Here is a 23,395-nt window from a genome sequence, read left to right on the forward strand (position 1 = left end):
TCCCGACCGTGTCCACCGCCCTCGTCGTCCACCGCGCCCGACTCGTCGACGCGCGGGGGATCGTCGAGGACGGCTGGGTGGCCGCCTCCGACGGCGCGATCACCGCGACCGGCACGGGCGACTCGTGGCGGGGGCTCGCGGCGGCCGAGGTCGTCGACGCCGGCGGGGCGACGCTCGTCCCCGGCTTCGTCGACCTCCACGTGCACGGCGGAGGAGGAGCGGCGGCCGACGACGGAGCCGACGCGATCGCGCGGATGCTCGCCGTGCACCGCGCGCACGGCACCACCCGCTCGGTGCTCAGCCTGGTCGCCGCTCCGCTCGGGGAGCTGGAGCGCTCGCTCGCCGTGATCGCGGACCTCGCGGCGGCCGCCCCCCTCGTCCTCGGCTCGCACCTCGAGGGCCCGTTCCTCGCTCCCGGCCGACGGGGCGCCCACGCGCTCGAGGCGCTGGCGCTGCCGACTCCGGAGGTGGTCGACCGACTCCTCGAGGCGGCCCGCGGCACCCTCGTGCAGGTCACCGTGGCGCCGGAGCTGCCCGGCGCCCTCGACGCGATCTCGCGGTTCGCGGCGGCGGGCGTCGTCGTCGCCCTCGGCCACACGGAGGCGGATGCCGATCTCGCGCGGACGGCCGTCGACCGCGGCGCCCGGCTGATGACGCACGCGTTCAACGCGATGCCCGGCATCCACCACCGCGCTCCCGGGCCGGTTCCCACAGCGCTCGCCGATCCGCGCGTCGTGCTCGAGCTGATCCTCGACGGCGAGCACGTGCATCCGGACGTGGCGCGGCTGGCCTTCGCGGCGGCTCCCGACCGCATCGCCCTCGTCACCGACGCGATGGCCGCCGCGGGATCGGCGGACGGGGTCTACCGGCTGGGCGGCCTGGACGTCACGGTGCGGGAGGGGCGCGCCGTGCTCAGCGGGACGGACACGCTGGCGGGCTCGACCCTCACCCAGGACCGCGCGCTGCGCCTCGCCCTCGACGCGGTCGGTCTCCCCGAGCCCGTCGCGATCGGCGCGCTCACCGCGACTCCCGCTCGCGTGCTCGGCCGCACCGACCTCGGCCTCCTGCAGCCCGGCCACCGCGCCGACCTGGTGCTGCTCGACGCGTCGCACCGCGTCGCCTGGGTGCGCGCGGAGGGCCGCCTGCTCGGCGTCTGACGGGGGGCGGGTCTCGATACGCCCCTGCGGGGCTACTCGACCAGCAGGCAGTGCGGGAGCGGCCTCGACCCCTCTTGCTGATCGAGTAGCCCGCGCAGCGGGCGTATCGAGATCCCCGTCCTCCAGAGCCTCACGGCATCAGCGCCAGCCGCCCCACGATCTTGTCGACCCGGTTCCGCGGCCCGACCAGGCTCACCGCCAGGTACTCCATCGCGTCGGCCCCCGCCTCCGCGACCGCCGCCAGGAACTCGTCGTACACCCGCGTCTCCTGCGCCGCGACCGGCACGTCCGCCACGAACACCTCGGCGTGCTCGGTCGCCTTCCTGCGGATCACCGCCAGAGCCTCGCGGTCGGCCACCAGGATCGAGCACCCCGCCCACGGCAGGCCGACGTGCACCGAGCCGTCGGCGTCCACGGCCTCGGGTCCGAGGAGTCCCGTCACGCCCGCCGAGGTGGCGGCCGCCGCGCAGACGGCCGCGTTCACGGCGCGACCGGCGGGCAGCGAGGCGTCGACCACGATTACCCACTTCAGTCGAGCGGAACGGGTGGATGCGGCGGTGTCGATCTCGTCGGGCGCGAATCCGAGTGGCATGGGTCTCCTCCTGTGCGGTGTGCGGGCTCGATGCTAAGACGAAGAACGGCCCGAGCGCTCCAAATCCGTACGACGTACGGCCAGACCCCTACAATCGCCTCCATGGACGGACTCGATGCGGCGATCCTCCGCGAACTCCAGTCGGATGCACGGAAGTCGAACCGCGAAGTCGCGGCGGCCGTCGGGGTCTCGCCGACCACGGCGCTCGACCGCACCAGGGCGCTCCGGGCCCGCGGGGTCATCCGCGGCGCCCTGCTCGACGTCGACCTCGCCGCGATCGGCCGCCCCGTGCAGGCGCTCATCGCGGTGCGCATCCGCCCGCCGTCGCGCGTCGCCATCGAGGCGTTCCGCGACTGGGTCTCGGCGCTGCCCGAGACCATCGGCCTGTTCGTCACCGCCGGCACCGACGACTTCGTCATCCACGTCGCCGTGCCCGACAACGATGCGCTCTACGCCTTCGTCATCGACCGCCTCACTCAGCGGCGCGAGGTCGCCGACGTCCGCACCTCGGTCGTCTACGAGCACCTGCGGGGCACCCCGGCGATCCCGTGACGGGAATTCCTCCCGGAGATGTCGATATCCGTCCTCGCCGTTCGACGCCACAGTAGGAGGACGCACCGGCGTCCCGGCGAGAAGGAGAACACCGTGAAGTACATGCTCATCATGCGCGCGACCGACGAGGCCAAGAAGGCCTACGAGTCGATCCCGTTCGACGAGATCATCACCCGGATGGGCCAGTACAACGAGGCACTGATCACCGCGGGCGTCCTGCTCGCGGGCGACGGCCTCGCCGACGACGTCGACACGACCGGCTTCGTCGTCGACTTCTCGTCCGAGCCGCCCGCCGTCACCGACGGCCCCTACGGCGAGACCCACGAGCTGTTCAACGGCTTCTGGATGATCCAGGTCTCGTCCAAGGAGGAGGCGAAGGAGTGGGCGCTGCGCTGCCCGCTCGTCCCCGGCAACAAGCTCGAGGTGCGCCGGGTGACCGACGAGAGCGACTTCGCGGACTTCGCCGACAACGAGTACATCCAGAAGGAGGAGGGCTGGCGCGACGAGCTCGGGCAGGCCCGCTGACGATGGACGCGACCCGGGCGGCCGTCGACGCGGTCTGGCGCATCGAGAGCGCCCGGATCGTCGCGACACTCGTGCGCACGACGGGCGACGTCGGGGCGGCCGAGGACCTCGCCCAGGAGGCGCTCGTCGAGGCGCTGAAGCAATGGCCGGAGTCGGGCGTCCCGCGGAACCCGGGCGCCTGGCTGACCGCGGTCGCGAAGCGCCGGGCGATCGACGGCTGGCGGCGCCGCGAGCGGCTCGACGACCGCTACCGCACTCTGGCGAGAGATCTCGAGGAGGGGGCGCAGGACGAGTGGCAGCCGATCGCCGACGACGTCCTCCGCCTCGTCTTCGTCGCCTGCCATCCGGTGCTGGCGCGGGAGGCGAGCATCGCGCTCACCCTGCGCCTGGTCGGGGGCCTGGGCACGGAGGAGATCGCGCGGCTGTTCCTCGTACCGGTCGCGACGGTGCAGCAGCGCATCGTGCGGGCGAAGAAATCGCTCACGGCCGCGGGTGTGCCGTTCGAGACGCCGGAGCCGGCGGAGTGGAAGGAGCGCCTCGCCGCGGTGCTCGGGGTGGTCTACCTGATCTTCACCGAGGGGTACGCGGCGACGTCGGGCGACCGCTGGGTGCGCGCGGAGGTGGCGCAGGAGGCGCTGCGGCTGGGTCGCGTGCTCGCCTCCCTCCTGCCGCGCGAGCCGGAGGTGCTCGGGCTGCTCGCCCTGATGGAGCTGCAAGCGTCCCGGTTCGCCGCACGCACCGCCGCCGACGGCACTCCGGTGCTGCTCGAGGACCAGGACCGCACCCGCTGGGACCGCGCGCAGATCACCCGGGGCCGCGAGGCGCTGCTCCGGGCCGACCGGCTGGGCCGCGGACGCGGCGCCTACGCACTGCAGGCGGCGATCGCCGAGTGCCACGCGGTCGCTCCGAGCGTCGCCGCCACCGACTGGGAGCGGATCGTGCTGCTCTACGAGGTGCTGGGCCGGATCGCGCCGAGCCCCGTCGTCGAGCTCAACCGCGCGGTGGCCGTGTCGATGGCGACCGGACCGGCGTCGGCCCTGCTGGTCGTCGACCGGCTGGCGTCGGAGGGGGCGTTGCGCGGGTCGCACCTGCTGCCGAGCGTGCGGGGCGAGCTGCTCGCGCGGCTCGACCGGAGGGAGGAGGCGCGCTCCGAGCTCGCGACGGCCGCCGGCCTGGCCGGCAACGAGCGCACGCGCGCGCTGCTGGAGGCGCGGGCGGCGTCGCTGTGAGCCCGGATCTCGCGGGTCTCGATACGCCCCTGCGGGGCTACTCGACCAGCAGAGGGGTGGGGGCGTTCCTGCTGATCGAGTAGCCGGCGCAGCCGGCGTATCGAGATCCACCCCCGCCCGCCCTCACGCCTCCGTGACCACGCCGCCCTCGACCCGCCACTGCCGGTTCAGCTGCACCGTCTCGAGCATCCGCCGGTCGTGGGTGACCAGCAGCAGCGTCCCCTCGTACGCCTCGAGCGCCTGCTCGAGCTGCTCGATCGCCGGCAGATCGAGGTGATTGGTCGGCTCGTCGAGCACCAGCAGGTTCGTGCCGCGGGCCTGAAGCAGCGCCAGCGCCGCGCGGGTGCGCTCGCCCGGCGACAGCTCGCCGACGGGGCGCCCGACGTGGTCGGCCTTCAGTCCGAACTTCGCGAGCAGCGTGCGCACCTCGGCGGTCGGCCACTCCGGCACCAGCGCCTCGAACGCGTCGGCGAGCGGCACATCGGAGGCGAGCATCGCCCTGGCCTGGTCGATCTCGCCGATCGCGACGCTGGCGCCGAGCGACGCCGAGCCCTCCTCCGGCTCCACGCGCCCGAGCAGCAGCGACAGCAGCGTCGACTTCCCGGCGCCGTTGGGCCCGGTGATGCCGATGCGGTCGCCGGCGTCGACCTGGAGCGACACCGGACCCAGGGTGAACGTGCCACGGCGCGCGACCGCGCCGTTGAGCGTCGAGACGACCGAGCTCGAGCGCGGGGCGGTGCCGATCGTGAAGGCCAGCTGCCACTCCTTGCGCGGCTCCTCGACCTCCTCGAGGCGCGCGATCCGGCTCTCCATCTGGCGCACCTTCTGCGCCTGCTTCTCGCTCGACTCCGCCGACGCCTTGCGCCGGATCTTGTCGTTGTCGGGCGCCTTCTTCATGGCGTTCCGGACGCCCTGGCTCGACCACTCGCGCTGGACGCGGGCGCGTGAGACGAGGTCGGACTTCTTCTCCTCGAAGTCCTCGTACTTCTCGCGGCGCTGACGGCGCGCGGTCTCGCGCTCCTCCAGGTAGGCCTCGTACCCGCCTCCGTAGACCGTCGTGGTGCCCTGGGCGAGGTCGAGCTCGAGCACGCGGGTGACGCTGCGGCGCAGGAACTCGCGGTCGTGGCTGACGAGGACGACGCCTCCGCGCAGTCCCCGGACGAACGCCTCGAGCCGTTCGAGGCCGTCGAGGTCGAGGTCGTTGGTCGGCTCGTCGAGTAGCACGACGTCGAAGCGCGACAGCAGCAGCGCAGCGAGGCCGACGCGGGCCGCCTGTCCGCCCGACAGCGACGTCATGAGGGAGTCGGCGGCGACTCCGCCCGACACGCCCTGCGCGAGCGCCAGGCCCAGATCGGCGAGGACGACGGGGGTCCGCTCGTCCAGATCGGCGGCGCCGCTCGCGAGCCAGCGGTCGAGCGCGAGGGCGTAGCGGTCGGCGATGCTCCCGTCCGGGTCGGGCTCGGCGAGGGCGGAGGCGGCCGCGTCCAGTTCGGCCGAGGCCTCCGCGCAGCCGGTGCGCCGCGCGAGGTACGCCGAGACGGTCTCTCCCTCGCGCCGCTCGTGCTCCTGCGGCAGCCAGCCGACGAACGCGTCGCCGGGCGCGAGCACGACGGTGCCGTCCAGCGGAGCGGTCTCGCCGGCGAGGATGCGCAGCAGGGTGGACTTGCCGGCGCCGTTCGCCCCGACGACGCCGACCACGTCCCCGGGGGCGACCGTCAGGTCGAGTCCGTCGAACAGGGTGCGGTGCGCATAGCCTCCGGAGAGGCCCTTGGCGACGAGGGTGGCGGTCACCGGTCCAGCGTAGGCGGCGGCGTGGAGGAGCTCTGCGGCGAACGCTAGACCCTCTCGTAACACGCGCGTCTAGGATGGCCGGATGAGTGAGACGACGGTCAGGAGCGGCGCCGGGTACTGGTACCCGGACGAGTCCTCCACCAGGCGTGCCGTCGAGGTGCTGAGCGCGATGCGCACGTACCGCGTCTCGGAGGTCGCGATGCGCCGCCGCACCCGCGAGAAGATGGCGATGGGCGAGACCGACCTGATCGCCATCCAGTACCTCCTGCGGCGCCAGCGCAGCGGCGAGATCGTGAGCGCCAAGGATCTGGCCGGCCACCTCTCCATCTCCTCCGCCTCCACGACGGTGCTGATCGACCGCCTCGTGCGCAGCGGGCACCTCGTGCGCAAGCCCCATCCGACCGATCGGCGCGGCATCGTCGTCGAGGCGACCGTCGACAGCGACCGCGAGGTGCGCGAGACGCTGGAGCACATGCACCGGCGGATGCTCGAGATCGCCGAGGACCTCGATGCGCGCGAGGCCGAGGTCGTCGTGAACTTCCTCCGCCGGATGAGCTCGGCCGTCGACGAGATCGACGCCGAGGTCGAGGCGGATGAGCCGCATTCCGAGAATTAGCTAGATTCTCTAGTAGAAAGTCTGTCTAGAGATAGGCTGAGGCCATGGGTCAATTCCTCTACGGCACACCACCGGCCGTCATCGAGATCGAGGACCGGACCCTGGCCCATCTCCAGATCGTCGTCTACGCGAAGTTCCGCCGCGACGAGCGCTTCCCGCTCACCCTCGACTCCATGCCCGAGGGGGCGCGCGGCCGCCACTCCTTCTGGATGAACCCGAACATCGCCCTGCAGTTCCACTTCGCGGGCAGTCGCCAGCCCACCATCAACCCGGCCTGGGTCGAGGTGCTGATGGACTCGGCGAACGGCGGCGGCGGCCTGCGCGTGCTGCCGGAGCCGCACGCCTGATCCCGACGCGCCGCGACCGCACCGCCCGCCCGTCTCCTAGGGTGGTCGGGAGTGCCCGGGGCGGGGGCTCGACGAGGGGCGGGGATGTGCGCGCAGGACGAGTCGGAGTTGCACTGGCGACGGGTGCGCTGCTCGCGCTCACGGGGTGCGCGGCTCCGAGCCCCACTCCCACCGTCACGGTCACCGTCTTCGCGGAGGCGACCCCGACGCCCGACCCCACCGTCACCGCCGCGCTGCCGCAGGCGACCGCGACCGTTTTCGTGCCGCAGCCCGAGGTCACCGTGACGATCACGCCGAATCCGGTGCCCGTGATCCCCGAGACCGCCTACGCCACCGACTTCGGCGCGGCTCCCGGAGCCACGGGCACGCCGACCACGAACGGCGCGGGCGAGATCGTGAGCTACACGGTCGTCGAGGGGGACACGTTCTTCGACATCGCGCAGCGGTTCGGGATCCCCGTGCAGCAGCTGCTCCGGATGAACGCCGACGTCGCAGGGGCCGGCGAGGCCGTGTACATCGGCCGGGTCATCAATCTCGACGCGAGCACCCTGGGCTGACGCGGCGCCCGCTCAGCGCGGGTCGGCTACTGCGATTTCGGCAGGATGTGGAACGCGACGCCGAGCGACAGCGAGATCGCGAGGATGCCGCCGAAGAAGATGAATCCGCCCAGCGCGGGGAACAGGAAGGCGTTCCCCAGGAGGAGGATCCCGCCGAGGAACAGCGCGAACGAGAGGATGACGCCCAGACCAGTCATGCCTTCATCGTACGGGGCTCAGGGGAGCAGGAGGGTCGCGAGCTCCTCGGCCCCGGACACCACGGCCACGGTCCCGGCCGCCTCGGCGGGCGATCCGTAGCCCCACTCGACCATGATCGTCGGGATGCCGTGGGCCGCGGCTCCGTGCACGTCGTGCTCGCGGTCGCCGACCATGACGGGCGTCGAGAGGTCGACGTCGAGCTCGCGGAGCCGACGCAGCGCCTCCTCGACGACGTCGGCCTTGGCGCTGCGCACCTCGTCCTCGGAGGCGCCGCAGATCACGGTGAAGTACTCCGAGAGGCCGTAGTGCTCGAGGATCCGTCGGGCGGCCGACTCGGGCTTCGAGGTCGCGAGCGACAGCGGCACCCCCGCCTCGGCGATGCGCGCGAGGACCTCGGGCACGCCCGGGTAGAGCGACGAGTCGAAGAGCCCGCCGGCGTTGTAGCGGCGGCGGTAGACCTCGAGGGCGGCCTGCGCCTCCTCGACGCTCATGCCGCCCAGGGCGCGGAAGGCGTCGAGCAACGGCGGGCCGACGTAGGCCAGCAGCTCGACGGGTGTGGGGACGGGGCGGCCCAGCTCGACGAAGGTGTCCACGAGCGTGCCGGTGATGCCGGGCGCCGAGTCGGTGATGGTGCCGTCGAGGTCGAAGAGGATGCAGGTCCAGGTGCCGGCGCGTTCGTCGAGGCCGCTCGGGGCGAGTGTCGTGTCGGACATGGCGGGGCTCCTGACCTGGGGTGACTCGTGGACGCCGACGCTGCCCCGTCGGGGGAGAACACTCTACGGGCGCTCGACGGCCTCGAGGGCGTTCTCGATGAACGAACGGGTGACGACCTGTGCGAGCGACCCGGGGTCGAGCTGCACGGCGACGAAGTCGGCGGTGCGGATCAGTGCGAAGGCCTCGGGTCCGGGCAGGACCAGCATCTGCACGCGGGGGTGCTGCTGGCGGGGGATCGCCGTGCGCACCTCGTCGGTGGAGGTGAACAGCGGCAGGACCTGCTCGCCGGTCGTCGTGGCGACCGTGCGCACGTGCGGCACGCCTCCGGGCTGCGATCCCGTGACGTCGACGACGAGCGAGCCGTCGAGGCACGCGGTCAGGAGCCGCTCCACGGCCTCTGCGGACGGAGCGGCGATCAGGGCCTCGAGGGCCTCGCGCGCCGGGACGTTGCGGTAGGGGCCGGGCTTCGCCGGGCGCGCGGGGGGACCGACTCTCCGTGCCATGCCTTCACGGTATCCGGGATCGCTCCGGCTCTCGAATCGGGGTCGAACGGCATCGCTGAGGGAATTCGCAGGGAATGCCCCGACAGGTGATGCGCAGAGCGCTGCCCGCCTTTATCCGCGGTCATCCGCGCAGAGAAGAATCGCCTATCCACCACTCGAGAAGCGCCACGCACTGCCGAATGCTCTTCTTCTGAGAGGAAAGAGGGTAATGTCTTCCACCGACATAGGTTCTACAGTGCGGTCGGTACGCGGCGCGGAAAGCATACGCAGTACTTCACGCGTCATCAGTACTACAGGAGGAAAAGTGGCTCAGAAGATCACTCTCGTCGACGACATCGACGGAACGCCCATCGATTCCGGAGAGGGCGGAACCGTCCGCTTCAGCATCGACGGCGCCAATTACGAGATCGATCTCGGGCCCGACAACATCGAGGCGCTGCACTCCGCTCTCGAGAAGTTCGTCTCGAGCGCCCGCCGCGTCGGCTCGCGCCCGGCCGCGGCCGCCTCGGTCGCCTCGGCGTCCAAGAGCGACCCCAAGCAGCTGAAGGCGATCCGCGAGTGGGCGAACGCCAACGGGCACCAGGTGTCCGACCGCGGCCGCATCCCGGCCGAGGTCCAGGCGGCCTACGCGGCGGCCAACAAGTAGAGCGCCGCATCCGCTCGGAAAAGGCCCTCGCGGGATTCCGCGGGGGCCTTTCCCGTGTTCCGGAGCGTCACTCGGTAGTCGAGTGCTCCTGCCCGCATCGGCGGGCTAGAAGAGCCGGGTGTGCGAATCGTCCACACCGCGCATCGTCTCGTAGTCGAGGACGACGCAGCGGATCCCGCGGTCCTGCGCGAGCGTCCGCGCCTGCGGCTTGATCTCCTGCGCGGCGAACACTCCGGTGACCGGTGCCAGATGCGGATCGCGATTCATCAGTTCGAGATATCGGGTCAGCTGCTCGACTCCGTCGATCTCTCCGCGGCGCTTGATCTCGACCGCCACTGCGGCCCCGCGGGAATCCCGCGCGAGGATGTCGACCGGTCCGATCGCCGTCATGTATTCGCGGCGCACGAGAGTGTGGCCGTCGCCGAGAAGATCGATCTGCTCGGCCAGGAGGCGCTGCAGGTGCGCCTCCACCCCGTCCTTCACGAGGCCCGGATCCACGCCGAGCTCGTGCGCGGAGTCGTGCAGCACCTCGTGGATCGAGACGACGAGGGCGTCGCCCGTCTTCTTGTGCGCGACCGTCCACTGCTCGACGACTCCCGACTCCCGCGCCGTCTCGTCGGGCTCGCCCGTGATCAGCGTGCAGGGCGGGCTCATCCAGTTCAACGGCTTGTAGGAGCCGCCGTCGGAGTGCACGAGGACGCTGCCGTCGGCCTTGACCAGCAGCAGGCGGGTGGCGAGGGGGAGGTGGGCGCTGAGACGGCCGGAGTAGTCGACGGAGCAGCGCGCGATGACGAGACGCACCCGTCGAGGATAGACGCGGTCAGGCGCGGCTGCTCGGTCTCCGCCGACCCGTGGGGGGAGCGGAGGGCGCCTCCGAGACGAAGGCGCGGAGGGCGAGCGCGAACTCGGCGGGCGCCTCGATCCACGGGTAGTGGCCGGATCCCTCGATCACCGCGAGGCTGCACGAGGGGAAGAGAGCGCCGAGCTCGGCGAGCGGCTCGACTCCGACGAGGGCGTCGTCCTCGCCGCCGACGATCATCACGGGGCAGCGGAGGAGGGTCAGCGCCTGCCGCAGCGCCGTCGCGTCGACGGAGGTGAAGAACCCCGCGAAGGCGTCCGGGAACCAGGTCGCCGCCCGCTCGTGCGCCTGCGCCCGCTCGTCCCACGTCGACCAGCCCAGCGGAGCCGCGCGGCGGTAGAGCTCGATCCGTCGCCGCGCGTCCGTCTCCTCCTGCATCAGCACCGCGGCCTCGATCGCGTCGCCCAGCCAGCTCGCGCCGATCCGTCGCGCGGCAATCTCGTGGCGGTCGTCCCGCCCGACGTCGAGCCACCCCGTCGCGGGCGAGATCAGGAGGAGCCGCGAGACGCGCTCGGGGTGCCGCGCGGCGTGCACGAGCGCGGTGCGGCAGCCGGTGGCGTGCGCGAGGACGTCGACGGACTCCACTCCGAGGTGCCGGCGCAGGTCCTCCACGTCGTCGGCCTGCTCGGCGAAGGACCGCACGGGCGCCGCCGCCGAGCCGCCCACTCCACGCGGATGGAGCACGAGGATCCGCCGGCACCCGGAGATCGGCTCGAGGGTGCCGAGATAGTCGGGGTGGCGGGCCGGCCCGCCGGGGAGGACCACGAGGGGCGGGCTGCCGGCCGTGCCGTGCTCGTCGGCGTGCAGCAGGGCGCCGTCACGCGCTCGGAACTCCGTCATGCGCGACCCCCTCCGCCGTGGTGGCGATCCTAGGGCGTGGGAGTCGTCAGGCCAGACGGACGACGTTCCCGGTCACGCGCCGGCCCGCGGGGGAGACGAGGTACGAGACCAGGTCGCCGACCTCCTCCGGCTCGGCGACGTCGAAGAAGGAGTCGTTCGCGGCGACCGCCTCGCGGACGTCGTCGGTCACCCAGCCCGTGTCGGTGACGGGCGGGTGCACGGCGTTGGCCGTGATGCCGAGCGGGCTGAGCTCGAGGGACGCCGAGATCGTGTAGTTCACCAGCGCGGCCTTCGCGGCGCCGTAGGAGACCTCGCCCGGGAAGCCGCGCTCGCCTCCCGAGGTGAGCGTGACGATGCGTCCGCCGTGGCCGCCGCGGGCCTCGAGGCGGGCGGCGAGCTCGGCGATCAGCAGCGCACCGGCTCGGGCGTCGACCGAGAGGACGGCGTCGATGCTCGCGGCGTCGACGCGGCGCTGCGGGCGGCCCATCCAGTCGCTCTCGCGGGCGCGGAAGGTGTCGATCACCGAGCCGGTCGCGTTGTGGACGAGCACGTCGACCGGGCCGAGCGACCGCTCGGCGGCGTCGAAGAGCAGGGCGGGCGAGGAGGCGTCGCGGAGGTCGGCCGAGACCGCCAGTGCGCGGCCGCCCGCGGCGCGGATCCGCTCGGCCACCTGCTCGCCGTCGCTCGCGTGGGCGCGTCTCTGCCGTTCGGGCTCGTACTCGGGCAGGTCCTCGGCGAGGAACGCGACCAGCACGGCGAGGCCGTCGGCCGCGAGGCGCTCGGCGATCGCGGCTCCGATGCCGTGGTTCGCGCCGGTGACCAGCGCGACCCGGCAGGGCTCGCTGCTCGGGGCCGTCATGCGTCCACCCGGGCCCGAGCGGGGCGCGCGGCGGGCGAGGCGAGTCCCGCCACGACCACCAGGGCCAGCACGAGGAACAGCGCGTTCAGGATGCCGACGTGCTCGCCGAGGAACCCGATCGCCGGCGGTCCGACGAGGAACGCGACGTAGCCCAGCGTGGCGACGGCGCTGACCCGCGCGGCCGAGTGGGGTCCCTCCGCCGCCGCCGACATGCCGACCGGGAAGCCGAGCGAGCAGCCCAGCCCCCAGGCGACGGCGCCGGCGATCACCAGCGCGTCGACCGGGGCGAGGATGAAGAGCAGGATGCCGACGACGGCCAGCAGGGCGGATCCGCGCAGCACGGGGACGCGGCCGAAGCGGTCGAGCACGGGGCCGCCGAGGACGCGGCCGACGGTCATCGCCGCGACGAAGACGCCGAACACGATCGCGGCCGTGGTCTTGTCGGCTCCGTGGCCGTCGACCATCGCGAGGGTCATCCAGTCGTTGGCGGACCCCTCGGCGAACGCCATGCCGAGCATGATCAGGCCGATGACCACGAGCCGCAGGTCGCGCCAGACGCCGAGCGAGGCGGCCACGCGCTCCCGGATCGGGGCCTTCGCGGTCGCGACGCCCTGGGTGTCGAGATCGGCGCGCACGGGCACGAAGCGGATCGCCACGGCGACGGTGGCCACCACCACTACCGCGACGCCGACGAGGTGGGCGGCCACCGGGATCGCGAGGGCGGAGGCGGCGGCTCCCACCAGCGCGCCCGCGACGGTGCCGAGGCTGAAGAAGGCGTGGAAGAGGGGAAGCAGGGTCTTGCCGAAGGCCTTCTCGTTGGCGGCTCCCTCGACGTTCATCATCACGTCGACCGCGCCGTTGCCGAAGCCGAGCAGCGCCATGCCCGCGAAGGCGACGGGGAGCGCGCCGAGCGTGTCGGCCGCGACCCCGAGGATCGCGAGGCCGGACGCGCAGACGGAGAGCCCCGCGACCATGCCGCGACGGGCCCCGAGCGCCGACATGATCGCGGTCGAGAGCATCAGGCCGACGATGGCGCCGATCGACATGGCGAGGATCAGCAGGCCGACCCCGGAGGTCGAGAGCTGCAGCTCGTCGCGGATGGCCGGAGTGCGCGACACCCACGTCGCGATCGACAGGCCGCTCAGCACGAAGATCGTGAAGACGGCGTTGCGCCACGCGACGAGTTCGCGGCGCGAGAGGGCGGAGGTGCTGGTCATGACCGGGTTTCCTGTGGCGGGCGCGCCCGGGCGCTCACAGCGGCGCCGCCGGGCCCGCGGGGCGGGGTTCCACCCGGTCGAATCGATTCGAGGCGGGCCGGACTAAGCTATCCAGAACCTCCGGGGCGGTCAAGAAGCACCGCACCGGCCGGCTGAGTCGAGGAGGATCGTGGAGTCGCAGAAGTCGCGCGCCGAGCAGCGCCCCGGGCGACCGACCCTGGCCCGCGTGGCACGGCTCGCCGGAGTCTCGGCCTCCACGGCCTCGCTCGTCTTCAGCGGATCGGGACCCGTCTCGGCCTCGACGCGCGAGCGAGTACTGAAGGCCGCCGCCGAACTGGACTACGCCGGCCCCGACCCGCGCGCGCAGTCGCTCCGGCGCGGTCGCTCCGGCATCGTCGGCGTGGTGGTCGACGAGCGCGTGCTGCACGCCTTCCGCGACCCGATCAGGATCGCGATGCTCGACGGCATCGCCGACGTGCTGGGCGGCGCCGACGCGGGGATCCTGCTGCTGACCGAGACGGGCGACGGCTCCGGGCTGATGTCCACGGCGCCGGTCGACGCCATGATCCTGATCGGCTGCAGCCCGACCGTGGACGAGTCGGTCGCTCTGCTGCAGAGGCGGCGGGTGCCGGTCGTGGTGGTCGAGGGCGTGTCCGAGTTCGGATCGGCGATCGTCACCCTCGACAACCGCGAGGCGACCAGGACGCTGGCCGAGCATCTGCGGGGCCTCGGGCACTCGCGGGTCGCGGCGGTGGCCCTGCCCTTCTCGAAGGACCGCCGCCGGGGGCCCGTGCCTGCGGACTGGCGCACGAGCTCGAGCATCACGGCCGTGGAGCGGCTGCACGGGGCGCGCGACGTGTTCGGCGAGCTGGACTCCGTCGAGGTGACGGCGAGCACGGTCGAGGAGGGCGTCGCGGCCGGGCGGGCGCTGCTCGACGTGCCGGAGCCGCCGACCGCGGTCCTCGCGCAGAGCGATCTGCTGGCGGCGGGCGTGATCCTGGCGGCCGAGCAGCTCGGGCTGCGGGTGCCCGAGGACGTCTCGGTGGTCGGCTTCGACGGCGTGCAGGTGCCGGGGCTCGCGGCGGGCTACGACCTCACCACGATGGTGCAGCCGGCGGTCGACAAGGGGCGCGCGGCGGGGCGGGCGGCGCTGGCGCTGCTCGCGGGCGAGGAGGCGGCTCCGGTGTGCTTCCACGCGGTGTTCCACCGCGGGAACACGAGCGCGGCGCCGCGCTGATCCGCCGGGCGTTCCGTGACCTGAGACATCACGTCCCAGTTCGTTGACGGCGCGGGAATCGCGGCGCTATAAAAAGGCACACGGGCGATCCTGGGCCCGGTCGTCCCCCTTCTCTCGACCGTCTGGTGTGCCCGAATGCCGCGCTCGTCCTCTGCTTCGCCCGCCCTCACCCGCCTCCTCGCCGTCGTCCTGGCCGCGCTCGTGCTGGTCGGACTGACCGCCGGCCCTGCCGTCGCGGCACCGGTGGCGGCCTCGACACCGACCATCTCGGGGACCGCTCAGGTCGGAGCCGTCCTCACGGCGAAGCCCGGCACCTGGACCACCGGCACGACGCTGACCTACCGGTGGTACGCGAGCGGCGTCGCCGTCCGAGGGGCGACGGGGAGGACGTTCGTCCCGACCACCTCCCAGCTGGGCGCCACCGTGACGGTCGAGGCGACCGGGGCCAAGGCCGGGTACACGTCCGTGATCCGGAGGAGCGCCGCGACCGCCGCAGTGAAGGCCGGCAAGCCCACCGGTGCGACGGCGGTGGCCGCTGTCACGGACGGAGCGGCGCGCTCCGTCACCGTGTCCTGGCAGCCGCCCGCCTCGTCCGGCGGCTCGGCGATCACCGGATACCTCGTCGGCCGGTCCGGGAGCGATGCATCCGGTGCCGGCCCCTGGTCCCGCCTCGCGCCGGCCTCCGCTCGCTCGCAGACCTTCACGAACCTCGTGGCGGGTCGGACCTACACCTTCACCGTCCAGCCGAGGAACGCGGTCGGGTCGGGACCCACGTCATCGATCGTCGTCACCCTCGCTGCGAAGAGCCTGACCACCGCGGCGCCGGTCGTCTCGGGCACCCCGAGGGTCGGCGCGACGCTGACCGCCCAGACCGGCACCTGGACCACCGGCACGGCTCTGACCTACCGGTGGTACGCATCCGGTTCCGCCATCGCGGGCGCGACGGCCAGGACGCTTCTGCTGCGCGATGCTCAGGCGGGGACCACCGTGTCGGTCGAGGTGACGGGCACGAAGGCGGGCTACACGACGGCCGCTCGGACGAGCGCGTCGACGAGCGCCGTCGCCGCGACCGTTCCCGGAGCGCCCGCCCGCGTCGATGTCGTCGGCGACCAGGATCGACTCACGGCGACCGTGACCTGGTCGCCTCCGAAGACCACGGGCGGAGCCGCTGTGACGAGCTACCGGGTCTCCCTCGATTCCTACTCGCTCCTCTTCCCCAAGTTGGCCATCGTGTCCTCGACCACCAGGTCGTACACGTTCACGGGCCTTCGCGAGGAGATGGAGTACTACTTCCACGTGGAGGCGGTGAACCCCGTCGGCCGGAGCGAGAAGCAGAGCGGATACCTGTACTTCTGGCACGACTACCAGTCGCCGGGTGCGCCGGTGGAGGTCTCGGCGAGGAAGGACGACGCCGCGCGCACAGCGACGCTGACCTGGAAGCCGCCTCTGGAGGACGACAGCGCGGAGACCGTCGGGTACAGGGTCGCGCGCGACGGGGTCGACGCGAGCGGACGCGGTCCATGGTCGGCCGTCGTCGGTTCCGGCACGCGCTCGCAGACGTTCACCGACCTCGTCCCCGGAGCGACCTACACGCTGTCCGTCGCATCGGTGTCGGACGAGGGCATCGAGACCACCGAGAGTCGTCGGATCACGATGGGGTCCGGACCGTCCTAGTCCCCGACCGCGCACCGTCCCCGGTCGCGTCACTCCGCTCTCCTGCGACGACACCCACCTGTGAGGTAACCCCGTGCCAGCCCGACCCCCCGCACTCGAGCGCGTCGTCGCCTTCGTGCTCTCCCTGCTCGTCGTCTGCGGCATCGTGGCCGCTGCGCCCGCGGCCGCGGCCGCCTCCGTTCCGACGGCGGCGACCTCCGTCTCAGCCGTCGCCGACCCCGCCGCCCGGTCGGTGCTCCTCACCTGGAAGCCGCCCGCCTCGGACGGCGGATCGCCGGTCACCGGATACACAGTCGGTCGCGACGGCACCGACGCGAGCGGCGCCGGAGCGTGGTCGAGGACGACCGCTGCGACGGCCAGATCCCAGACGTTCACGAACCTGCGGCCGGGGGCGACCTACCTGTTCACCGTGCGCCCGCAGAACGGTGCAGGCGCCGCCCCGGCGAGCTCGGTGACCGTCTCGATGCCGACGGGCACCCTGACCACCGCCGCTCCCGTGATCACCGGAGCCGCCGTCGTCGGGTCGACGCTGACGGCCGCCGTCGGGACCTGGACCGCGGGCACGACCTTCGCTTACCGGTGGAAGGCGTCGGGCGCGGTGATCACGGGCGCCGCGACGTCGACGCTCGTCCTCGGCAGCGCGCAGCTCGGCAGGACGATCACCGTCGAGGTGACCGGGACGAAGGCCGGCTACAGCACCGCGACGCGGGTGAGCGCCGCGACGTCGGCGGTCCGATCCGCTGCGGCGGCGCCCGGGAGCCCCACGTCGGTCTCTGCGGCGCCTGGAACGGCTGCCCGATCGGCGACGCTGACCTGGGTGGTGCCGTCGAGCCCCGGCGGATCGGCGATCACGGGCTACCGCGTCAGTCGCGACGGCGTCGACGCCTCCGGGGCCGGCGCGTGGTCGGCTGTCGTCGGCGCGTCGACCCGTTCCCAGACCTTCACGAACCTGGTCGCAGGGTCCGCCTACACCCTCTCCGTCGCGGCCATCAACGCCGTCGGCACCGGCGCCGCCGTCTCGGCCAGGACGACCGCGTCCGGCGCCGCGCTCACGGTCGGCACCCCGACGGTCTCGGGGAAGGCCGAGGTCCGATCCACTCTGACCGCGCGCACGGGCACCTGGACCAGCGGAACCGGATTCACGTACCAGTGGTTCGCCGACGGCACCGCGCTCCCGGGTCGCACGGCCGCCACCCTGGTGCTGTCGACCGCGCACTTCGGCAAGAGGATCACCGTCCGCGTGACGGGGACGAAGACCGGCTATGCTCCCGCGTCCGCGACGAGCACCGCGACGGCGGCCGTCGCCAGGATCCCGGTACTGCGGATCCCGAACGACCCCTGCGCGAACGGATGGGACTGCTCGAACGGGATCACCCTGTCGGGCAAGGAGGCGGCCGTCTACGTGGTCAAGACGATCAACACGGGCGCGGGTCGTCAGCTGACGCTCACCGACGGCGCGGTCGTGAAGGTCGACGGCCGCCATTCGCTCTACGGCCAGGGAGTGGTCGTCAAGGGCACGGCGACGAGCCCGGTGACCGTGACCAGCTACCGCGACGACAGCGTCGGGGGCGACACCAACGGCGACGGCTCCGCGACGACGCCGAAGGCGAGCGACTGGGGCGCGATCTGGAGCGACGGAGCGGGGCCGACGGACATCCGGTACGCGGACCTCCGCTACGGAGGCAGAGGTCTGATCCTGTCGGCGGACGACCGGCCGTCCGGGATCACCGTCGCCGACTCGACGATCACGGGCGGCATCATGGTCATCGCTGCCGGGGAGCCGGACGGTCCCCTCATCCCCACCACGATCGCCCGCAACACGGTGAGGGGCGGGATCGTCGAGATCGGAGTGGCCGACGGCTACAGCCAGGTGCTCCTCGATCTGGTCCTGACGGACAACGTGGTCGCGACGCCTCCGACCGGCAGATCGGCCTACCAGGTGCACGCCGCCTCCTTCAACGGATCAGCGGGCATGGCGCGGAACACGGTCACCGGCACCACGACCTGGACCGTCTCGCTGAACCGGGTCGTCAACCGAGGCTCCTGGGTCATCCCGGCCGGCGAGAGGTACACGCTGACGGGCGACTGGGAATCGCTCCGCATCTTCGTCAACGACGGCCGGATCGAGTTCCAGCCCGGATCGATCGTGAAGTTCGCGCAGGGGACGGAGCTCGGCGGTGTGCTCGTCTTCAAGGGGACGAGCACGGCGCCGGTGACGCTGACGTCCTCGCGTGACGACTCGAAGGGCGGCGCGTGGACCAGCGAGCCGGAGGCGCCCGCGGCGACCGACTGGTTCGGCCTGCGCCCCGCCGCCGGTTCGAGCGGGCGGACGGGTGTCGTCGTCCGCTACTGCACTCCGGAGCGCGGCACGATCTGCAGGTAGGGCCGCTCGTCGCGGCGCCGTCTGCCGCGGCGGTGCAGGCACCTGGGGATCACGGGTGCCTGCACGGACTGCAGGTGCTCGTGCGGTTCGCAGGGGGTCCGCTCAGCGCGAGGGACCACGGTGCGGCGGTAAGGGCGTTCCGACCCGGATCCCCTGCAGACCGCGCGAGGACGTCGCCGGGACGGCCCGCCGGACGGGCGAGTTCTCCACAGGGTTGTCCACAGCCTGTTCGAAACTCTGTTCGAGGGATCAGCGGAGCCACGCCTCGCCGCGGACGCGCAGTCCGAGCGTCAGCGCGCGGGCCCCCAGGTAGCCCCCGGCGAACGCGATCCACAGCGCCGTCAGCCGCCCGTCGGCCGGCGCGAGGGTCGCCAGAAGCGCCAGCGGTGTGAACAGCGCGAGGTTCACGAGTCCGCTCAGCGCGAGGTAGCGGCCGTCGCCGGCTCCGATCAGCACCCCGTCGAGCACGAACACGTAGCCCCCGAGCGGAGCCGTGATGCCGACGATCGCGATCAGCGCGGGCAGCAGGCGCAGCACCTCCGCATCGCTCGAGAACGCGAACGGCAGCACGCCGCTGAGGCCCGCGACGAGCGCGCCCAGGACGATCCCCGCGCCGATTCCCCAGGTCACGCACCGTTTCGTGACCGCGCGGGCCTGCGCGCGGTCCCCCGCGCCGAGCAGCCGGCCGAGCAGCGCCTGCGCGGCGATGGCCAGGGCGTCGAGGGCGAAGGCGACCGCACCGAAGAGCGTCATCGCCACCTGGAACGCGCCGAGCTCCTCCGCCCCGAGCGAGCCCGCGATCGCGACGGCGAGCAGGATCGCCGCGCGCAGACTCGCGGTGCGCAACAGCATCCAGCCGCCCGACCCGGCGGAGCCGAGGACGCCGCCGAGGTGCGGGCGCAGCGGTGCGCCGACGCGTCGCGCCAGCCGCACGGCGATGAGCGCGTAGGCGCCGAACATCGCCCACTGGGCGATCACCGTCCCCAGCGCCGACCCGGTTATCCCCAGGCCGGCCGGGTAGATCAGCACCGCGTTCAGGCCCGCGTTGAGCGCGAATCCGGCCACCGCGATCACGAGGGGCGTGCGGGTGTCCTGGAAGCCGCGCAGCAGCCCGGTCAGGGCGAAGATCCCGAGCATGGCGGGGATCCCGGCCATGCTGACGGCGAGGTAGCGCACGCCCGCCTCGGTGACCGCCGCCTCCGCTCCGAAGAGCCCGATGACGAGCGGCGCGGTGACGGCGCCGGCGACCGCGAGCACCGCGCCCAGCGCCAGCGCGAGCCAGCCGCCGTCGATGCCGGCCGCGACGGCCCTCCGCTCGTCGCCCTCGCCGAGCGCGCGGCCGACCAGCGGAGTGGTGCTGTAGGCGAGGAACACCATCAGACCGACGATCGTCTGCAGCACCGCGGCGCCGAGCGCGAGGCCGGCGAGGGGCACCGCGCCCAGGTGCCCGACGAGTGCCGAGTCGGTGAGGAGGAACAGCGGCTCGGCGACCAGGGAGCCCAGCGCGGGCACCGCGAGCCGCAGGATCCTGCGGTCGAGGCTGCGGCGGTCGGGCGAGGTCACCGTCCGACGCTACGCGAGCGGGACGGGTGGCGCGGGCGGGGCGTCGCCGCCCCCGCCCGCTCGGCGGCCCCGCTCAGTCGCGGTCGGCGGCCTCGCGCCCCGCGGTCTCGCGCAGCTTCCGGCCGTCCGCGACGTCCTCGGCGTGCTTCTCGGCCTGCTTCTCGCTCTTGCGGGTGTCGCGCGGAGGGAGCTGGATGTGCTCCTCCGCCTCGATGCCCGCCTGGAGCTGGCGGCCGCGCTCGAGCTCGGCGTCGAACTCCGCGCCGAAGAGCAGTGCCAGGTTGGTGATCCAGATCCAGAGGAGGAAGACGATCACACCACCGAGCGCGCCGTACGTCTTGTTGTAGTTGCCGAAGTTGGCGACGTAGAACGCGAATCCGGCCGAGGCCAGCGCCCAGATGACGAGGGCGAGGATCGAGCCGAGGCTCGTCCAGCGGAACTTCGGCTGCTTCACGTTCGGCGACCAGTGGTAGAGCACGGCGATGATCACGATCATGATCGCGATCAGCACCGGCCACTTCGCGATGCTCCACACCGTCAGTGCGGCGTCGCCGAGTCCGATGGCCCCGCCGATCGCCTCGGCGACCGGTCCGCTGAGCACCAGGAGGAGCCCGGCGATCACGAGCAGCACGACCGAGAAGAGGGTGACGCCGAGCATCGTCGGGCGGAGCTTCCAGATCGGGCGGCCCTCGTCGATCTCGTAGACGCGGTTCATCGCGCGGCCGAACGCTCCGACGTAGCCCGAGGCGGACCAGAGCGCGCCGACGAGACCGGTGACGAAGGCGAGACCGGCGGCGGGGGAGGAGGTCAGCTCCTGCACCGGGCCGCGGATCGTGTCGAGCACGTCCTGCGACGCGAAGCCGCCGAGGATCTCGAGCACGGTGTCGGTGGTCTGCTCGGCCTGGCCGAACAGGCCCAGGATCGACACCACGGCCAGCAGGCCGGGGAACAGGGCGAGGACGGCGTAGTAGGTCAGCGCCGCCGCGAGGTCGGTGCACTGATCGGCGCCGAACTCGCGCAGCGTCTTCTTCAGGACGTAGCCCCAGGAGCGCTTGGTGACGTCGGTGGGGTCGTCGGGCTTGCGGGAGTCGTCGGGATCGGGCGCGCTCTGCGCGCGCCGGGTGCTGGTCTGGGCCACGGGGATACTCCGATGCTGGCTGCTCGCGCCGGAGCATGCGGGAACCGGCGCGAGGACGTGGGGGGCGTCCTCGCCTCCGACGCTAGGACGGGCGCTCGCAGAAGGGACGGAGGTTGACAGTCGGCCGCACGGCGCGGGATCCTCCCGCGCGCGCCGGTGCGTCACTCCTCCGGGTGCCGCGCCGGGATCAGTCGGGGGACGAGCCGCACCAGCAGCACCATCGCCACGAGCTCGACCAGCGTCTGCGTGACGACGACGACGGGCGCGAGGTCCAGCGGCGCGGGCAGGGCCAGCGCGAGCGGCAGCACCACGAGCGAGTTGCGGGTGACGCCGCTGAACAGCAGCGCGCGTCGGGCGGGCACGTCCAACCTCGCGAGACGGCCGGATCCCGCGCCGATCAGCGTCATCACGACCGCGAACGCCGCGTAGAGCACGACGAGCAGCCCCAGCTGCGGCAGTGCCCCGCCGACCACACCGGCCTGCGACGCGACCACCACGGCCAGCGTCGCGACCATCAGCGGCACCATCGAAGCGAGCACGACGCCCTCGATCCGCCGACCGATCGCCGTGCGCGCGGCGAGGGCCTGAAGCCCGGCGGCCGCGGCGAGCGGCAGCACGATCAGCACCGCGAACGCCTCGGCGAACGGACCGATCTCGACCGCCTCCCCCGCGCCGGGCCCGAGGAACAGGAGGAGGGAGAGGGGCAGCAGGAGGATCTGCGCGAGCATCAGGAGCGGCGCGGCGGCGAGCAGGCGTGCCGACGCCCCTCCGGCCAGCCCGCTGAACACGATCACGTAGTCGATGCAGGGTGTGAGCAGCACCAGCAGCACGCCGATCAGCAGCGCCGGCTCGCCCGCCACCGGCCGCGTCAGCACGAAGACGACCGCGGGCACGGCGACGAAATTCACCACCAGCACCGCCGCGAGGAACCGGCCGTCGCGGAACGCCCCGAGCACCGACGCGAACGGCACCCCGAGGAACGTCGCGAACAGCAGCAGCGCGAGCACCGGAGTGATCGCCGCGTCGAGCCGCGCGGCCCCGGGGAGCAGCAGACCCGCGCCGAGGGCCACGCCGACGGTCAGCAGGTACATCGCCACCTGATGCCGCTCGAGCGCATCGATCAGTGCTGGTCGGGCGCTCATCCCCCGATTCTCGCGCGTCCGCCCTCCTACTCTGGAGGCACCCCTCCCCGGACGGAACGGTCACCATGGCATCCATCACCGCGCGCGTCGGACTCGGCCTCGCCGCCGTCGGCCGACCGGCATACATCACCGCGGGTCGCGACGGCGACCTCGGGCCGCCCGAGGACCGCAGCGTCGACGCCCTCCGCGCCCGCACCCACGAGCTGCTCGACGCGGCCTGGGCCGGAGGGATCCGCTTCGTCGACGTCGCCCGCTCCTACGGGCGGGCCGAGGAGTTCCTCGGGAGCTGGCTCGCAGAGCATCCGGAGCGCCGTGCCGAGCTGACGGTCGAGTCGAAGTGGGGCTACGAGTACCTCGGGGCCTGGGCGATGGACGCGCCGGTGCACGAGCGCAAGGAGCACTCGGTCGGCATGTTCGAGCGGCAGTGGTCGGCGACCCTCGAGGCGCTGGGCTCCGCTCCCGACCGCTACCTCGTGCACTCGATCACTCCCGACAGCCCGGCGCTGACCGACCGGGTGCTGCTCGACCGGCTGCGGGGCCTCGCCGCCTCGGGCGTGCGGGTGGGGCTGTCGACGAGCGGGCCGGAGCAGGCGCGCACGATCGCGCTCGCCCGGGCGATCCCGGAGTCGCCGTTCACGGCGGTGCAGACGACGTGGAACCTGCTCGAGCGCTCGGCCGGGGCGGCGCTCGCCGAGGCGCACGACGCCGGGGTGCTCGTCGTGGTGAAGGAGGCGCTCGCGAACGGGCGGCTGGTCGGGGACCGCGCTCCGGAGGCGGTGCGGCGGCTCGCGGGGACAGCCGAGGAGCTGGCGCTCGGAGCCGCACTGGCGCAGCCGTGGGCCGACGTCGTGCTCAGCGGGGCGGTGACCTCGACGCAGCTGCGCGAGAACCTGCGCACCCGTCCCGCGCCGCTCCCCGAGGGGCTGCCGACGCAGGATCCGGTGGACTACTGGGCCGACCGGTCGGCCCTCGCCTGGCGGTGACCTGCAGAACCTCAGCTGAGAGGAGGGGATGACCGCTGTCAGCCGTCATCCCCCACTCTCAGCCGAGGTTCTG

24 protein-coding genes are annotated in these 23,395 nt (G+C 72.8%); 12 read left to right on the forward strand and 12 right to left on the reverse strand.

Features of this window, described 5'->3' with window-relative positions; all coding sequences use genetic code 11:
- Positions 1-8: 8 nt before the first annotated feature.
- Positions 9-1,157 carry an N-acetylglucosamine-6-phosphate deacetylase gene (nagA, locus tag ASF48_RS16190; RefSeq protein WP_055794016.1) on the forward strand — a complete coding sequence of 383 codons (1,149 nt, stop codon included), beginning with the start codon at positions 9-11 and terminating at the stop codon, positions 1,155-1,157.
- Between the two features lie 130 nt (positions 1,158-1,287).
- On the opposite strand, the gene ASF48_RS16195 is transcribed toward nagA, so the two are convergent.
- The gene (locus ASF48_RS16195; protein WP_055794017.1) at positions 1,288-1,749 is read right to left on the reverse strand and encodes a DUF2000 domain-containing protein; all 462 of its coding nucleotides are present in this window, start codon (positions 1,747-1,749) and stop codon (positions 1,288-1,290) included.
- A 102-nt stretch (positions 1,750-1,851) separates the two neighbouring features.
- Between ASF48_RS16195 and ASF48_RS16200 the strand changes: the two genes are divergently transcribed.
- From ASF48_RS16200 to ASF48_RS16210, 3 genes are all read left to right on the forward strand, one after another.
- On the forward strand, positions 1,852-2,301 hold the full coding sequence (locus ASF48_RS16200; protein WP_055794018.1) for an Lrp/AsnC family transcriptional regulator: 450 nt from the start codon (positions 1,852-1,854) through the stop codon (positions 2,299-2,301).
- Positions 2,302-2,394: 93 nt separating this feature from the next.
- On the forward strand, positions 2,395-2,826 hold the full coding sequence (locus tag ASF48_RS16205) for a YciI family protein (protein ID WP_055794019.1): 432 nt from the start codon (positions 2,395-2,397) through the stop codon (positions 2,824-2,826).
- Between the two features lie 2 nt (positions 2,827-2,828).
- Positions 2,829-4,055, forward strand: a complete 1,227-nt coding sequence (locus ASF48_RS16210) for an RNA polymerase sigma factor (RefSeq protein ID WP_055794020.1) — start codon at positions 2,829-2,831, stop codon at positions 4,053-4,055.
- A 123-nt stretch (positions 4,056-4,178) separates the two neighbouring features.
- On the opposite strand, the gene ASF48_RS16215 is transcribed toward ASF48_RS16210, so the two are convergent.
- Complete coding sequence (locus ASF48_RS16215; RefSeq protein WP_055794021.1) at positions 4,179-5,846, reverse strand: ABC-F family ATP-binding cassette domain-containing protein; 1,668 nt, start codon at positions 5,844-5,846, stop codon at positions 4,179-4,181.
- 82 nt (positions 5,847-5,928) lie between these two features.
- On the opposite strand from ASF48_RS16215, the gene ASF48_RS16220 reads away from it, so the two are divergent.
- The 3 genes from ASF48_RS16220 to ASF48_RS16230 all read left to right on the forward strand — a co-directional run bounded on the left by ASF48_RS16220 (position 5,929) and on the right by ASF48_RS16230 (position 7,366).
- Complete coding sequence (locus ASF48_RS16220) at positions 5,929-6,462, forward strand: MarR family winged helix-turn-helix transcriptional regulator (RefSeq protein ID WP_055794022.1); 534 nt, start codon at positions 5,929-5,931, stop codon at positions 6,460-6,462.
- 44 nt (positions 6,463-6,506) lie between these two features.
- A complete protein-coding gene (locus tag ASF48_RS16225) occupies positions 6,507-6,809 on the forward strand; it encodes a DUF7882 family protein (protein WP_055794023.1) in 303 nt (100 codons plus the stop codon).
- A gap of 86 nt (positions 6,810-6,895) precedes the next feature.
- A complete protein-coding gene (locus ASF48_RS16230; RefSeq protein ID WP_055794024.1) occupies positions 6,896-7,366 on the forward strand; it encodes a LysM peptidoglycan-binding domain-containing protein in 471 nt (156 codons plus the stop codon).
- Between the two features lie 26 nt (positions 7,367-7,392).
- Here the strand turns inward: ASF48_RS16230 and ASF48_RS19500 are convergent, their stop codons facing one another.
- The 3 genes from ASF48_RS19500 to ASF48_RS16240 all read right to left on the reverse strand — a co-directional run bounded on the left by ASF48_RS19500 (position 7,393) and on the right by ASF48_RS16240 (position 8,781).
- Positions 7,393-7,563, reverse strand: coding sequence for a hypothetical protein (locus ASF48_RS19500; RefSeq protein ID WP_157602737.1), 171 nt, complete (start codon positions 7,561-7,563; stop codon positions 7,393-7,395).
- Positions 7,564-7,581: 18 nt separating this feature from the next.
- Positions 7,582-8,277, reverse strand: a complete 696-nt coding sequence (locus tag ASF48_RS16235; protein ID WP_055794025.1) for an HAD hydrolase-like protein — start codon at positions 8,275-8,277, stop codon at positions 7,582-7,584.
- A 63-nt stretch (positions 8,278-8,340) separates the two neighbouring features.
- Positions 8,341-8,781, reverse strand: a complete 441-nt coding sequence (locus tag ASF48_RS16240; protein WP_055794026.1) for an SseB family protein — start codon at positions 8,779-8,781, stop codon at positions 8,341-8,343.
- A 304-nt stretch (positions 8,782-9,085) separates the two neighbouring features.
- Between ASF48_RS16240 and ASF48_RS16245 the strand changes: the two genes are divergently transcribed.
- Entirely contained in the window at positions 9,086-9,427 is a 342-nt protein-coding gene (locus ASF48_RS16245) for a histone-like nucleoid-structuring protein Lsr2 (RefSeq protein ID WP_055794027.1), read from the forward strand.
- Positions 9,428-9,532: 105 nt separating this feature from the next.
- Here the strand turns inward: ASF48_RS16245 and nucS are convergent, their stop codons facing one another.
- The 4 genes from nucS to ASF48_RS16265 are packed head-to-tail and all read right to left on the reverse strand — an operon-like array spanning position 9,533 to position 13,202.
- Positions 9,533-10,228: an endonuclease NucS gene (gene nucS, locus ASF48_RS16250; RefSeq protein WP_055794028.1), complete on the reverse strand. Its 696-nt coding sequence runs from the start codon at positions 10,226-10,228 to the stop codon at positions 9,533-9,535.
- Between the two features lie 19 nt (positions 10,229-10,247).
- Positions 10,248-11,126: an alpha/beta fold hydrolase gene (locus ASF48_RS16255; protein ID WP_055794029.1), complete on the reverse strand. Its 879-nt coding sequence runs from the start codon at positions 11,124-11,126 to the stop codon at positions 10,248-10,250.
- 46 nt (positions 11,127-11,172) lie between these two features.
- The gene (locus tag ASF48_RS16260) at positions 11,173-11,985 is read right to left on the reverse strand and encodes an SDR family NAD(P)-dependent oxidoreductase (protein ID WP_055794030.1); all 813 of its coding nucleotides are present in this window, start codon (positions 11,983-11,985) and stop codon (positions 11,173-11,175) included.
- A complete protein-coding gene (locus ASF48_RS16265; RefSeq protein ID WP_055794031.1) occupies positions 11,982-13,202 on the reverse strand; it encodes an MFS transporter in 1,221 nt (406 codons plus the stop codon). Before ASF48_RS16265 ends, ASF48_RS16260 begins: the two co-directional genes overlap by 4 nt.
- Before the next feature lie 169 nt (positions 13,203-13,371).
- Between ASF48_RS16265 and ASF48_RS16270 the strand changes: the two genes are divergently transcribed.
- From ASF48_RS16270 to ASF48_RS16280, 3 genes are all read left to right on the forward strand, one after another.
- Positions 13,372-14,439: a LacI family DNA-binding transcriptional regulator gene (locus ASF48_RS16270; protein ID WP_055794032.1), complete on the forward strand. Its 1,068-nt coding sequence runs from the start codon at positions 13,372-13,374 to the stop codon at positions 14,437-14,439.
- 135 nt (positions 14,440-14,574) lie between these two features.
- Entirely contained in the window at positions 14,575-16,113 is a 1,539-nt protein-coding gene (locus ASF48_RS16275; RefSeq protein ID WP_055794033.1) for a fibronectin type III domain-containing protein, read from the forward strand.
- 73 nt (positions 16,114-16,186) lie between these two features.
- Positions 16,187-18,496: a fibronectin type III domain-containing protein gene (locus ASF48_RS16280; RefSeq protein ID WP_055794034.1), complete on the forward strand. Its 2,310-nt coding sequence runs from the start codon at positions 16,187-16,189 to the stop codon at positions 18,494-18,496.
- Between the two features lie 249 nt (positions 18,497-18,745).
- Here the strand turns inward: ASF48_RS16280 and ASF48_RS16285 are convergent, their stop codons facing one another.
- The 3 genes from ASF48_RS16285 to ASF48_RS16295 form a co-directional block, all read right to left on the reverse strand.
- Complete coding sequence (locus tag ASF48_RS16285; protein WP_055794035.1) at positions 18,746-20,059, reverse strand: MATE family efflux transporter; 1,314 nt, start codon at positions 20,057-20,059, stop codon at positions 18,746-18,748.
- Between the two features lie 73 nt (positions 20,060-20,132).
- Positions 20,133-21,197: a YihY/virulence factor BrkB family protein gene (locus ASF48_RS16290; RefSeq protein WP_055794036.1), complete on the reverse strand. Its 1,065-nt coding sequence runs from the start codon at positions 21,195-21,197 to the stop codon at positions 20,133-20,135.
- A gap of 161 nt (positions 21,198-21,358) precedes the next feature.
- The gene (locus tag ASF48_RS16295) at positions 21,359-22,339 is read right to left on the reverse strand and encodes an arsenic resistance protein (RefSeq protein WP_055794037.1); all 981 of its coding nucleotides are present in this window, start codon (positions 22,337-22,339) and stop codon (positions 21,359-21,361) included.
- 65 nt (positions 22,340-22,404) lie between these two features.
- Here ASF48_RS16295 and ASF48_RS16300 point away from each other — a divergent pair, with 65 nt between their 5' ends.
- Positions 22,405-23,322, forward strand: coding sequence for an aldo/keto reductase (locus ASF48_RS16300; protein WP_055794038.1), 918 nt, complete (start codon positions 22,405-22,407; stop codon positions 23,320-23,322).
- The last annotated feature ends 73 nt before the right edge of the window (positions 23,323-23,395 follow it).

The sequence above is a fragment of the Rathayibacter sp. Leaf299 genome, assembly GCF_001423055.1.
Lineage (GTDB): Bacteria > Actinomycetota > Actinomycetes > Actinomycetales > Microbacteriaceae > Rathayibacter > Rathayibacter caricis.

Excerpts from the sequence above, each read along its gene's own strand:
- ASF48_RS16195 (WP_055794017.1), bottom strand. The coding sequence starts at position 1,749 with ATGCCACTCGGATTCGCGCCCGACGAGATCGACACCGCCGCATCCACC.
- ASF48_RS16200 (WP_055794018.1), top strand. The coding sequence starts at position 1,852 with ATGGACGGACTCGATGCGGCGATCCTCCGCGAACTCCAGTCGGATGCA.
- ASF48_RS16210 (WP_055794020.1), top strand. The coding sequence starts at position 2,829 with ATGGACGCGACCCGGGCGGCCGTCGACGCGGTCTGGCGCATCGAGAGC.
- ASF48_RS16220 (WP_055794022.1), top strand. The coding sequence starts at position 5,929 with ATGAGTGAGACGACGGTCAGGAGCGGCGCCGGGTACTGGTACCCGGAC.
- ASF48_RS16225 (WP_055794023.1), top strand. The coding sequence starts at position 6,507 with ATGGGTCAATTCCTCTACGGCACACCACCGGCCGTCATCGAGATCGAG.
- ASF48_RS19500 (WP_157602737.1), bottom strand. The coding sequence starts at position 7,563 with ATGACTGGTCTGGGCGTCATCCTCTCGTTCGCGCTGTTCCTCGGCGGG.
- ASF48_RS16235 (WP_055794025.1), bottom strand. The coding sequence starts at position 8,277 with ATGTCCGACACGACACTCGCCCCGAGCGGCCTCGACGAACGCGCCGGC.
- ASF48_RS16240 (WP_055794026.1), bottom strand. The coding sequence starts at position 8,781 with ATGGCACGGAGAGTCGGTCCCCCCGCGCGCCCGGCGAAGCCCGGCCCC.
- ASF48_RS16255 (WP_055794029.1), bottom strand. The coding sequence starts at position 11,126 with ATGACGGAGTTCCGAGCGCGTGACGGCGCCCTGCTGCACGCCGACGAG.
- ASF48_RS16260 (WP_055794030.1), bottom strand. The coding sequence starts at position 11,985 with ATGACGGCCCCGAGCAGCGAGCCCTGCCGGGTCGCGCTGGTCACCGGC.
- ASF48_RS16265 (WP_055794031.1), bottom strand. The coding sequence starts at position 13,202 with ATGACCAGCACCTCCGCCCTCTCGCGCCGCGAACTCGTCGCGTGGCGC.
- ASF48_RS16275 (WP_055794033.1), top strand. The coding sequence starts at position 14,575 with ATGCCGCGCTCGTCCTCTGCTTCGCCCGCCCTCACCCGCCTCCTCGCC.
- ASF48_RS16295 (WP_055794037.1), bottom strand. The coding sequence starts at position 22,339 with ATGAGCGCCCGACCAGCACTGATCGATGCGCTCGAGCGGCATCAGGTG.
- ASF48_RS16300 (WP_055794038.1), top strand. The coding sequence starts at position 22,405 with ATGGCATCCATCACCGCGCGCGTCGGACTCGGCCTCGCCGCCGTCGGC.